The organism is Mesorhizobium sp. M1396 (genome assembly GCF_040317725.1).
GTDB lineage: Bacteria > Pseudomonadota > Alphaproteobacteria > Rhizobiales > Rhizobiaceae > Mesorhizobium.
In genome coordinates this window covers 48,951-61,800 of sequence record NZ_JAMYLA010000043.1, presented here as the reverse complement: position 1 = coordinate 61,800, position 12,850 = coordinate 48,951, and the positions used below count along the sequence as shown (strand labels likewise).

The window sequence follows — 12,850 nt, the reverse complement described above, 5'->3', positions numbered from 1 at the left end:
AGAATCACAGACGATTCAACTTCTTCAACCCCTATCTGGCGCCTTCAAGAACTGCGCCGAAGCAAATGTGTGCGCACGCTAGCCCACAAGGGGAGAAGGGGGAGACCGCTCGGCCTGCCGTGCCGCGACACGGCGCATGGCGATGACCCGGCGGCGGTGGATTTCGGTGCGCATCGCCATCAGGTGCAGCGCAAAGAACAGCACGGTGAAGCCGAGCGCCATCACCAGCAACGGCCACAGCAGGCTGGGATCGATGGTCGAGCCGCCCATGCGGAACACCGAAGCCGGCTGGTGCAGCGTGTTCCACCAGTCGACCGAGAATTTGATGATCGGAATGTTGATGAAGCCGACCAGCGTGATGATGGCGGCGGCCCAGGCGGCGCGGCTCGCGTCATCGAGCGCGCGGGTCAGCGCGATGATGCCGAGATACATCAGGAACAGCACGAAGACCGAGGTCAACCGCGCATCCCAGACCCACCAGGTGCCCCACATCGGCTTGCCCCAGATCGAGCCGGTGATCAGCGCCAGCGCGGTGAAGACAGCGCCGATGGGTGCGGCCGATTTCAGCGCGACATCGGCCAGCGGATGCCGCCAGACGAGCGTGCCGAGCGCCGAGATCGCCATCAGCGTGTAGCACATCATGGCGAGCCAGGCGAAAGGCACGTGGATGTACATGATGCGAACGGTGATGCCCTGCTGGAAATCCTCGGGCGCGGCGAAGCTCATATAGAGCCCGACGGCGAGGATGAGTGCGGCGATGGACGCCAGCCACGGCACGATCCTGTCGGCCAGCCCGACGAAGCGCGTCGGGTTGGCAAGATCCATCCAGCCGGTCAGGCGTGAAGTCGTATCGCTCATGCGGCTCTACATAGACCGCCGACGCGTTCGGGGCAATCGAGCGGTGGTGTCGCAGGTCTGGGCAGCGCTTCCCTTCTCCCCTTGTGGGAGAAGGTGGATCGGCGCGCAGCGCCGAGACGGATGAGGGGGTTCTGGACGGGATGAGGCGTTGGTGTTTTCTGGACCACCCCTCATCCGACCTCGCTTCGCGAGGCCACCTTCCCCCACAAGGGGAGAAGGCAGAGACAGCCAACTCAGGCTGCTGCTTCCTGCTGTTGCAGCACGGTGCGGCTGAGGCGGCGAACCTCCTCGTCGTTGAGCAGGCCACCGGCGCGCAGCAGGCTGGCAAAGCGGCCATTGCGCAGCGACAGCTCGGTAAAGCCGCCCATCTCGACCACCCTGCCCTTGTCCATGAACACGACCAGATCGGCGTCGCGAACGGTGGTCAGGCGGTGGGCGATGATGAAGGTGGTGCGGTCGCGCCGCAACTCGTCGATCGCTTCCTTGACGCGGTCCTCGGTCTCGACGTCGAGCGCGCTGGTCGCCTCGTCGAGCACCAGGATCGGCGCGTCCTTGAGCACGGCGCGGGCAATGGCGATGCGCTGACGCTCGCCGCCCGACAGCTGGCCGCCACGTTCGCCGACAAGCGTGTCGTAGCCATTGCTCTTGGACAGGATGAAGTCCTGCGCGGCAGCCGCGTTGGCGGCGGCATGGATCTCGTCGTTGCTCGCATCGGCGCGGCCAACGCGGATGTTGTCCTCGATCGAGCGATTGAGCAGGCCCGCATCCTGGAACACGGTGGCGATCGAATGGCGCACCGACTTGCGGGTCACGGTGCGGGTGTCGATGCCGTCGATCAGAATCCGGCCATGCGACGGCGAGAAGACGCGCTGCAGCAGGTTGATGAGCGTCGTCTTGCCGGCGCCCGTCGGGCCGACGATGGCGACGGTCTGGCCAGCCTGGACCTCGAAGGAGACGTCGTCGATGCCGTGGCCCGAATTGGCGAATTCGAAGCCGACATTCTCGAAGCGGACATGGCCGGTGACGTTAGTGAGATCGCGCAAGCCGTCCGGCTCGGCGGCATCAGCCGCGGAGTCCTCGAGATGGTAGAAATCCTCGAGCTTGGCACGGGCCTCGGAAATCTGGTTGGCGAAAGCCGACATCTGGTCGAGGCGAGCGATCAACATCGTGGCAAAACCGGTGAAGGCGATGACGTCGCCGACACCCAACTGACCGTGAGTCACGAGATAGGAGCCGATCGACAACACGATCAGCATCGAGATCGCCGACGACAGACGGTGCAACGCATTGGCCAGCGCCCACCAGTCGAGCACAGGGTTCTGCGCGTCGAGTAGGTTCTTGACGTAGCGGCGCAGCGTATCGGCCTCGTGGCCGAGGCGATTGTAGCTCTGCAGCACCGCAACGTTGCTAACCGAGTCGGTCACATGCGCGAACACCTTGTGGTAGTGGCGCTCGACCGCAGCTTGGCCCGCCTTGGTGCGGCGCATTACCATCCGACCGATGCCGACATAGAGCAGCCCGAGGCCAAGCAGCACCAGCGACATGCGCAGATCCATGCTGATCGCGGTTGGGACCAGCAGTACGAGGGCGACCGCCGTGGACAGATGCTGGCGCATGAACTCAAGCCAAAGGCTAAACAGGGTTTCGACGGCGCGCAGCATCGTGTGCAACGCATTGGAGGTGCCGTGCTGATGGTGCCAGGCGAGCGGCATGGTGATCACGCGCTCGAAGGACTGGCATAGAACTTCGCTGCGCCGCTTGTGAGCAAAGCGGTCAGCGTCGCGCGCCACCATGACGAAAGCAACGATGTTGAAGGCGCCGAGACCGGCCCACATGACCAGCGTGGTGAAGACAGAGCCGCGCTCGGAGATGGCGCCGATGACGCGACCGAACATAATCGGCTCGAGAAGCGCTACGATAGCGAGAGCCACGTTGGCCGAACAGATCAACGCGACGCGTTTCCTGTCCGCGGCGAGATATCCGAGCGCTCGCCAGTAGATTTGCAGAAGGGTCACCCCAGTTACTCCGCCATGCTGTTTATTGTGCACTGCATCATTTTGACTCGTACCGGTTGATACGTCGCAAAACAATGGCCGTGTACCTCTTCAGTTCCCTCGGAGCGAACAAAAGATGGCGACGTTCCGAAATCTGCCGTGATCACCTAACGGTTTGAGAAGACAGGTAAAATGTCAGGCATGCGGCGAAATCATGGCAGCTGGCGAGTGCTGCCATGATTTTAATCAGCGGCAATGTCGGGTGGATGACTGGGGCCGAAATCGCCTTCTGCACAGTATAGGACAAAACTAAGCGGCCGCGCGCGCCTCCAGGCGGCAGGAGCCCACGTCTCGCAGCTCGACGCGACTCCTATGGCGCCCTCAAGCCTTTGATTTCATGCGCTTCTCTGGGGCATGCCCTTCAGTCGGGCCGATGGCAACGCCGGGCGGCATGGCGCCTCTCATCCTGTCATGGTCTAAAAAGCGCGCTCCCGGACCCAGGCCCGAGAGCGCGCTTTTTAGGCAACATGCATCAGGCCGGGATCCTGACGACGACGTCGGTAACTTCGCCATCCTTCAGTTCGAGCGCCGAAGCCTTGGTCTTTGCCCCATTCACCTCCAGCGACACGGCCTTGGCCTTATTGTCGCGGATGACACGAACCTTGAGTTCCGCCCCCAGCATCTTGAGGGTCGCCGAATAGCCGTCCCAGTGACTGGGCAGCTTCGGCTTGAACTGGACGCGCTTGCCGCGCCGCTCGATGCCCAAAATACCTTCGACCGCCGCCCTGTAGAGCCAGCCGGCGGAGCCCGTGTACCAGGTCCAGCCGCCACGGCCGCCCTTGCTGTTGCCGGCATTGTCGTCCCCGGCATAGATATCGGCCGCCACGACATAGGGCTCGACGCGATAGTGCTCGGCCGAGGCCTCGTCGGTCGCATGATTGACCGGGTTCAGCATCGAGAAACAGCGATAGGCCTCGTCGGTGCGCCCCATCTCGGCGAGCGCGATGACGAACCATGTGGCGGCGTGGGTGTACTGGCCGCCATTCTCGCGCACACCGGGCGGATAGCTCTTGATGTAGCCCGGATCCTTCTCCGTCTTCGAGAAGGGCGGCGTGAACAGCTTGACGATCTTGAGCTTGTCGTCGACGAGCAGCTTCGTCGCCTGCTCCATCGCCGTCGTCGACCGTGCCGGATCGCCCTCTCCCGAAAGCACGCTCCAGGACTGGGCGATCGAGTCGATCTTGCACTCCCGCGAGGTCCGCGACCCCAGCGGGCTGCCGTCGTCGAAGCTGCCGCGCCTGTACCATTCGCCGTCCCATGCCGTGCTTTCAAGCGCCCGCTTCAGCACATCGGCATGCTTTGCCCAGGCCTGTGCACGCTTGGCATCGCCCTCGGACTTGGCAACGGGGGCGAAGTCACCCAGAGTCTTCAACAGGAACCAGCCGAGCCAGACGCTCTCGCCCTTGCCCTGCCCGCCGACGCGGTTCATGCCGTCGTTCCAGTCGCCGCCGAGGATCAGCGGCAGGCCCGCGGGGCTGCTGCGCTTGATGGCGAGGTCGAGCGCCCGCGCGCAATGGTCGTAGAGCGACGCCGTCTTCTTCGAAACCTCGGGAGTGAAGAAGGCATCGTGCTCGCCCTCGCCCAGCGCCTGTCCGTCGATGAAGGGCAGTTGCTCCTTCAGGATGGTGGCATCGCCAGTGACCAGCAGATAGCGCGCCGTGGCGTGGGCCAGCCAGACCACGTCGTCGGAGATCAGCGTGCGCACGCCGGCGCCGGTGCGCGGCAGCCACCAGTGCTGCACGTCGCCTTCGGGGAACTGCCGCCGCGCCGCGTTGAGTATCTGGTCACGCGCCAGCTGCGGGTCATGCGCCAGCAACGCCAGCGTATCCTGCAGCTGGTCGCGGAAGCCGAAGGCACCGCTGGCCTGATAGAAGGCGGAGCGGGCGCGGATGCGACAGGCCAGGCTCTGATAGGGCAGCCAATGATTGACCATGGCGTCGAGCGACTTGTCCGGCGTCTCGACCTGGATGGTGTCGAGGAAGCCGCGCCACTCGCGCTCATTGTCGGCCAGACGCTGGTCGAAATCCTTGACCCGGTGCTCCCGCACCAAGGTGCTCGCCTCCTCGGCGGACTCGGCGTCACCGAGCAGCCAAAGCAGCGTCACGTCGCCGCCGGCCGGGATCTCGATGTCGCGGGCGATCGCCGCGCACGGATCATCGCCGGCCTCGACACGGTCCGATAGTGCGGCACCGCTCAGCACCGCCTGCGGAAGCTCGCTGGAGCCGTGCCGGCCCAGGAACTCCGAGCGATCTGATGTCACCGAGTGCACGCCGCCATCGGTGGCAAGGAAGGCCACCCGCTCGCTGAAATCGAGGCCGTAGGGGTTTTGCGCCAGCAACGCGCCGCTGGCAGCGTCCCGAGATGGAACGATGGTTGCCGCCGTGCGCGACCGATGCCCGCCGAGCACCCATTCGGCATAGGCATAGACACGCAGCCGCGCCGGCACCGAGCCGGAATTCTGAATACGCAGCCGCGAAATCTTCACCGGGTCTACCGGATCGACGACATGGGTGAGATCCATCGACAGCGGCCCGCGCTTCGCGCGGAAGGTCGAGAAACCCTGGCCATGCCAAGCCTCGTAGGTCATCGAGGGATCGCGCACCATGGCGGCGAGCGGCGAGAACGCCTTGCCGCTGGCCTGATCGTAAATGTAGAGGCCCTCGCCCGGCCGGTTCGAGACCGGATCATTCGACCATGGCGTCAACTGGTAGTCGCGACTGTTGCGGCTCCAGGTGAAGGCAGCCCCCTCGGCGGAGGTATGGAAGCCGAACGAGGCGTTGGAGACGACGTTGATCCAGGGCTGCGGTGTGGTGCGCCGGCCAGCCAGGCGCACGACATAGTGCCGCCCGTCGCCGTCGAAACCGCCAAATCCATTCCACTGGCGGAGCCCGCTTCCATCGGCGCTGACATTAGCGACCGCCTGCGAGGTAAATGCTTGCATCGTGGGCGCCAGGGACGGCAGTTCACGCGGAACCGGCAATGCCGCCGGCAGCAGGGCGTCGCGGGCCTGCAGGGCCGCCGCCTCGGCCCGCTCGATCTGGTCGAAGATCGTGCCGTTGCGCGTGTGCAGGACGACGCGGGCGACAGCGAGCAGCGTCTTGTAGGTCGTCTCGTCCATGAGGTCGCGGCGCACCGCGAAAATGTGCTGGCGAGGTCCGAGCTCCTTGCCGCGCAAGCGGCTGTTTTCGCACAGCGTCTCGACCGCTCGCTGCAGGTCCTGGACATAGGAGGACGCCTGCTCGTTGACGACGACGAAATCGATCATCATGCCGCGGGTGCGCATGTATTCCTGGAAACGCAGCGCCTGGGCAACGATTTCGAGATCGGCGACATCGCCGATTCTGACCAGGAAGATCGGGAAATCTCCGGAAATGCTGGTCGGCCACAGGCTCGACTGCTTGCCCAGCCCCGTGGTGATGGATTCGGCCGGAAGACGCAGGAACGGATCCGGATAGATCAGATAGCGCGCCAGCTTCTGCACATTGGCGGCATCGGTCAGGCTGAGGCCCATATGACGCGTCTGGACCTGGCTGCGCGTCCAGGCGAGCATGGCCTGGCGGGCAAAACTTTCGGGATGATCGAGCCGGGCGATAGCCTCGTCCAGTTCGGCACGCCCGGCGCCGACCACGGTCCAGAAGGTCAACGATATCTTCTTGTTGGCCGGCACGCGCACTTGCCGGCGCAGCGAGGCGACGGGATCTAGCGTGAAGCCTGAATGGCCGCCGAGCCTGGCGCCCGGATCGAACGCGGCTGCGTCGACGATGGTACGGCCCCGGCCGATGAAGGCGCGCCTGTCGGTCTCGGCCTCGGCATCGCGCGCCGATCCGGACGGATCGGTGACGAAATGCACCATGGCGATATCCGGCTCGCTGGTCTCGCGCTTACGCCGTGTGGCGAAGATCGCCGCGTTATTCGTAGAGATTTCGGTTTCCACGAACATTTTCGAGAAGGCCGGATGCGCGTAATCAGATGCTTCCAGGCCGAGCACCAGTTCGGCAAAGGAGGTTACTTCAATGCGACGGTCGGATGGGCCGTCATTGTAGAGCGTGACCCGACGACCCTCGCCATTGCCTTCCGAAATGACGATACATTCGACCTCGGAGCGCAACGTGCCCACCGATTTGACGAAGCTCGCCTTGTCGTCGGAGAACAAGGTCTGCGCCGTTTCCTCGGCCGCGCGCTTCGGCTCCGATGTCGCCGACCACCAGTCGCCGGTATCGGCGTCTCGCAGGAAGATGTAGGAGCCAAGCCGGTCCTCGGTCGGGTCCGGCTGCCAGCGGGTGACGGCGAGATCGCCCCAGCGGCTGTAGCCCGAGCCGGTCGCCGTGACCATCACCGAATAACGGCCGTTCGACATGACGTTGGTCGAGCGCAGCGATTGCAGCGGGTTGAGCACGATGCGGGTGTCGGGGCTCTCGATCTCGGTCTCGTCCTTGGAGCGTTCGTCGGCCTCGGTCCTGACGGTCGCGGTTGGAATGTCGCGTGGCGCCCGCTCCTGCAGCAGCAATTCGGCCGATTCGATGACCGGATCGCTGTGGAAGCGGTCGCGCATGCGACCTTCGAAAATGGCGTCGGCGACCGCCACGATCGACATGCCCGAATGGTGCGCCATGTAGTTCTGCACGACGACATGGTCGGTGCCTTCCGGCACGCGCTGCGGCGTGAAGTCGACGGCGTCGTAGTAACCGTGGCGGCCTAGTGCGCCGACTTCCCTGAGGCGGGCGAGATTCTGCACGGCTTCGCGCGGGTTGAACTGTGCCGCGAGTATCGTGGCGTAAGGCGCGATCACCGTGTTCTGGCCAAGGCCGCGCTTCAGCCCGAGCCCAGGCACGCCGAAATTGGTGTACTGGTAGGTCAGTTCCCGGTCGCGGGCATTGTAGGCCGCTTCCGAAATGCCCCACGGCACGTTCTTCTGGCGGCCATACTGGATCTGGCGCTTGATGATCAGCTTGCTGGTTTGGTTGAGAATGCTGCCTTGCGGCTCCTTCATCACCAGCGGCGGCATCAAATATTCGAACATCGAGCCGGACCAGGACATCAGCGCGCCCTGGAAACCGATCTCGACGATCGGCCGGCCGAGCCGGAACCAGTGCTCGGTCGGCAGGTCACCCTTGGCGATGGCGAACAGGCTGGTCAGCCGCGCCTCGGAAGCCAGAAGGTCGTAGCAGCTTTCATCGAGCTGGTGTTCCTCGACCCGGTAGCCGATCGACAGCAGCTTGCGTTCCGGCCGCATCAGGAATGAGAAATCCATCTCGAAGGCGAAGCGGCGCGTGCGCTCGCGCAAGGTGAGCAGCTTGGCACGCAGCGCCTCGACGGCGTTGTCGTCGCTGTGCGCGTCAAGGACGTGGGCTTCGCAGGTGGCTTCCAGCCTTGCCGCCCAGTCGACGATGACGTCGCTCTGGGGCGATGCCGCCTCGGTGTGGATGGCGGTGGCAAGCTTGCGGATCTCGCCGGCCAGGACAGCGAGGTTGATGGTGCGGATCGACGCCATTTCCGGCTGCGCCTTGATGGTGTCGACCGCGCGCCGCATGCCGTCGAGACGGTCGGCGAGGCGCTGGCGCAGGGGGCGCAGCTGACGACGGTCGTCGGGCAGCTCATCGAGGCTTTCGCCGAGGATGGTGACGGTGTCGAGAATGCCTTCGAAATCGCCCTGAAGATGGACGGAGGGCGCTTCCGCCCATTCGGCGCAGGCTGCCGCCACCGCCACCAGATGGCCGGCAAGATTGCCGCTGTCGACAGCCGAGATGTAGAGCGGGTAGAGCGGCTTCAGCGTCGTCGTGTCATACCAGTTGAAGAGGTGGCCGCGGTCGCGCGGCATGCCCTCGATCGTTGACATGGTGGCGTCGATGCGGGTGATGGCGTCGGACAGGCTGATCCAGCCGAAATCGCGAGCGGAGACGACGGACAGCAGGTAGACGCCGATATTGGTCGGCGAGGTGCGCGGCGCCACCACCGGCGCCGGGCTTTCCTGGAAATTGTCCGGCGGCAGATGGTGATGCTCCGATGTCACGAAGCTTTCGAAATAGTGCCATGTGCGCCGCGCCACCGTGCGCAACGTATGGATGTCGGCCTGCGATATGCGCAGACGATCCTCGGTTTCAGCCGAACGGCTGATCCAGCTGGCGATGGCGGGCGAGCCAATCCAGAACAGGGCGAAGAAGAAGGCAACGAAGGCGCCGGTCGAATCGGCCAGCACCGGAATGGCAAGGCCGACGAAGCCGATGATCACGGCGCCATACATCATGCCGTAATACGATCCGACATCATTGTCGCCCGCCTTGTGCGCCTGCGAGGCGGTGCGCCATTCCAAAAGGTTCTGGCGGCTGACGAACAGCCGGTAGAGCGTGCGGACAATGGCGTCGCCCATCATCCAGGCGTTGTGCGCCATCAGCACGATCTTCAGCGCCACCATGGCGGTGCCGAAGGCCACGTCGCGTGCCAGGGCCGAGAAATGGCCGCGCGGCGTCTGGTCGCCACTCTTGGGCAGAATGGCGTTGACGATGTCGAATGTCGGCGCCATGAACAGGCTGAGGATCAGCAGGGCCTGCCATTGCGCGGCCTGCGTGAAGGGCAGCAGCGTCCAGCCGGCGATCGCCGCCATCACCCAGAAGATCGGCGTCAGCGAGCGGCGCAGATTGTCGATCATCTTCCAGCGCGACAGAGCCGGCACGCCGGAGCGCGGATCGAGCATGAAGCCGAGGAGCTGCCAGTCGCCGCGTGCCCAGCGATGGTGGCGCGAGGCATCGACAGAGTAGCGCGTCGGATAGTCTTCGACCAGTTCGACGTCGGTGACCAGCGCCGCGCGCGCCAGCGCGCCTTCCAGCAGATCGTGGCTGAGGATGGTGTTTTCATCGATGCGGCCCTGCAGCGCGGCCTCGAAGGCATCGACATGGTAGAGCCCCTTGCCGGTGAAGGAACCGTCGCCGAAGACGTCCTGATAGAGATCGGACACGGCAAAGACATAGGGGTCGAGGCCGCGATTGGCCGAGAAGACCCGCTGGAAAAACGACGCGTCGTCGCCGCTGGTCAGCGACGCGGTGATGCGCGGCTGCAGGATCGCGTAGCCGGCGGTGACGACGCGCTTGCTGGCGTCGAAATGCGGGCGATTGAGCGGGTGGCAAAGCTTGCCGACCAAGGTCGCGACCGCGTCGCGGGTGGTGCGCGTGTCGGCATCGAGCGTCATCACATGGACGACGCTCTCCGGCAGCGGCACGTCGAGCGGCAAGAACGTGGTGTCGCTGTCGCCGCGCAGCAGAAGGTCGAGCTCGTGCAGCTTGCCGCGCTTGCGCTCCCAGCCCATCCAGAACCCTTGAGCCGCATTGAACAGCCGGCGCCGGTGCAGGATGTAGAAACGCGGCGCGCCTTCGGAGGGATAGCGGTCGTTGAGACGGGCGATCTCGGCGCGGGCGAACTCGAGGATTTCAGTATCCGCCGCATCGACCTCGGTCTTGCTGTCGGGCCAGTCTGACAGCAGCGCGAAATGGATTTCATCGGCCGTGTTGGCGAGATGATGCACCTCGATATTGCGAATGTTCTCCTCGACGTCGTCGCGCGAGCCGATCAGCGACGGCACCACCACCAGCGTGCGCGCCTCGGGCGGTACGCCGTGCCTGTAATCGTAGCCGACGAGGCGCGTCGGTTTGAGGAACAGCGATACGACAGTATTGAAGAAGGCGAGCGCGCCCTCGCTGGCCGGCACGGCAAACAGCGCCAGCATCAGGACGATCGACGGCACCGACAGACCGAGATTGGTGAGTGCGTTGCCGGAGAGGACGAGAAGCAGGGCCGTCAGCGCAAACACCGGTACGACGATGCCAAGCCACCCGGTCTTGCGGAAGCTGCGTTTGACCGTCTGGCTGATGGTCGGCCGATAGCCGATCGCCTTCTCCAGCTCCAGCCGGCGCGGTCCGACGAGAAAGAACCCGACATCGGTATGGGCGGATGCGGCAGGGACGGCATTGGCTATATCATCGCCCGACATGGTCTCGCCGGCGGCGTGGCCGGCCAGCTCGATGGCCTTTTCGGCGACGCGATATTCCGAAAGGCCCGAACGGCGCGCCAGTTCCTCGATCGCGGTCCGGTATTGATCACGCGAGAAGAAGTCGAGCGCGGAGAAATCGGTGCGCTCGCGCAGCACGGTGTCGATGCGGCTGACGCCTTCGAACCACACGGTCCAGTCGATGTCGTTGATGAGGCGCAGACCGCGGATGATGTTGCCCGTCGTCACATTGCCGCTGGACAGCGTGTGATGTTCGGAAATGATGATTTCCTCGGCGTCGGAACCGGCCTTTTCGAGTTCGCTTTCCAGCCATTCCAGGGCCTTGCCGGCATTCTGCGATCCGTCGCGCAGACGGTAGAGCAGCTGGGTGGCGAAGGTGGTGTCCTGCGCATGGGCGCTGAAGTTGGACAGGATCGCCTGCCGGTCGGCACTGTCGTCGGTGGCCAGAACCTTGTCCGCCACATCATTGGCGATCTGGCGCATCTGACGGGTTCGGTTGACCCTGACCGCCAGCCGGCGGAGATTTTCGATCAGGACGAAGCGCAACAGGGAAGGCAGCGCCCAGAGTTCGCCGATCTTCAGCGGCTCGACCGATTGAAAACCCTGGACGATTGCCTTGAACATCGTCGCCGAGACGGAACTGTCCGAATGCGCCACATAGGTCCAGGCCAGCGCCAGCGCGCGCGGAACGCTATCGTTATCCGGCAGTTTCAGGGTCGGCAGCTGGCGATAGAAGCGGCGCGGCAGATCGCGCTTGACCTGGAAAATAGTCTCTTCGACCAGATAATTGTTGTCGAGCAGCCACTGAGCCGACGGCGTGATCGTCTCGCCCCTCGCCTGCGCCGCATTCGTCGACCGGTAGACTTCCAAAATCTTCTTGGCACTGTCACGGACACGGGCTTGAAAATCGAAAGGCGTCAGGCCGAACAAATCCGTGAGGTCGCCTTTTGCCAGCCTTTCACCGAGCAGCCGAAGGCGCTCTTCAGGCAGGTAATTGGAGCGGATCGGCTCTTCGGTGATGGCCGGGAAGCTCGCGCTTGTCTTCTCGATTTGGGCAGGGGTCGTCTGAATATTCATTGAAAATTCCGTAAGCGGGGCAGTCAGCGGCGTCACCGCCACGGCAATGGCCCTAAAACCGATTCAAATGCAATTGGTTGCATAAACCCCATTTGCCGAAAGTTTGTTTCCGCACCACGACAGGGCGTCATCTCAGCGAAAAACAACGACGAGCGCCCCTCTTCCCGTCGGGATCGATCGACGGAAAGGATTCGGGCTTTTTCGTGATGCCCGCCGTCAGCTTACGCTATAATTCGCCGGCATCGCGATCATGTTTGGAAACAGGCGTTAACCGTTGTCGGAAATGCCGCCGATCCGGATCATGAACAGCGTCGTGGCGTGGGCAGGCTGGACAAGCACGGCAGCGGTGCTCGGGTCTGTTACCAGCGTGTCCAAAGCTCCGAGGCGAACCGATCCGATGTCGCCCACGGTGATGTCCCCGTCCAGGCATAGGATCAGGGTCGTCCTCGCCTCGGTCCTGATTTCCACGGGTACCGAAACGACCAGTCGTTCGACCGAATGCTTCATCCGGCTTCTGCGGGTCATGACATTGAGATCGGTGATCGGCCCGCCGATCAGCGTGGCCGAGGTCCGCACGTCGGCCGGGAAGGAAAACAGGGCGGTCGCCCTGTTTATGGATGTCGGCGGATAACCGGCAATCTCGAGGACGATGCCCTCGCCTTCGAGCACGGCAAGGGTGCGATCGATACCGGCAAACTGCGAGAACGGGCCGCTCGATTCGACGCGCGCCATCGAGACGCGCCAGTCGAAGTCGTCGAGCCCGGCGCCAGTCGGCGAAACGGCGATCTCGGTCGTCACGCCGCCGCCGTTCTTCCACGGCATCGACCGGTATTCGGCTGCACGCAGGATGCGCATCGGTTCA

The 12,850-nt window shown here is 64.0% G+C and carries 4 protein-coding genes; all 4 read right to left on the bottom strand.

Annotated elements, in window-relative coordinates; genetic code table 11:
* Positions 1 to 78: 78 nt before the first annotated feature.
* Complete coding sequence (locus tag NKH02_RS24795; protein WP_352882258.1) at positions 79 to 858, bottom strand: heme ABC transporter permease; 780 nt, start codon at positions 856 to 858, stop codon at positions 79 to 81.
* A 233-nt stretch (positions 859 to 1,091) separates the two neighbouring features.
* Positions 1,092 to 2,873, bottom strand: a complete 1,782-nt coding sequence (locus NKH02_RS24790) for a glucan ABC transporter ATP-binding protein/ permease (protein WP_352882256.1) — start codon at positions 2,871 to 2,873, stop codon at positions 1,092 to 1,094.
* Positions 2,874 to 3,384: 511 nt separating this feature from the next.
* Positions 3,385 to 11,988 (bottom strand): glycoside hydrolase family 94 protein, encoded by an 8,604-nt coding sequence (locus tag NKH02_RS24785; RefSeq protein ID WP_352882253.1) that lies wholly within the window; start codon positions 11,986 to 11,988, stop codon positions 3,385 to 3,387.
* 267 nt (positions 11,989 to 12,255) lie between these two features.
* A complete protein-coding gene (locus tag NKH02_RS24780) occupies positions 12,256 to 12,843 on the bottom strand; it encodes a HutD/Ves family protein (protein ID WP_352882263.1) in 588 nt (195 codons plus the stop codon).
* Positions 12,844 to 12,850 lie beyond the last annotated feature (7 nt).

Bases quoted from the DNA above. Each gene is read 5' to 3' on its own strand.
- NKH02_RS24780 (WP_352882263.1), bottom strand. From the start codon at position 12,843: ATGCGCATCCTGCGTGCAGCCGAATACCGGTCGATGCCGTGGAAGAAC.
- NKH02_RS24795 (WP_352882258.1), bottom strand. From the start codon at position 858: ATGAGCGATACGACTTCACGCCTGACCGGCTGGATGGATCTTGCCAAC.
- NKH02_RS24785 (WP_352882253.1), bottom strand. From the start codon at position 11,988: ATGAATATTCAGACGACCCCTGCCCAAATCGAGAAGACAAGCGCGAGC.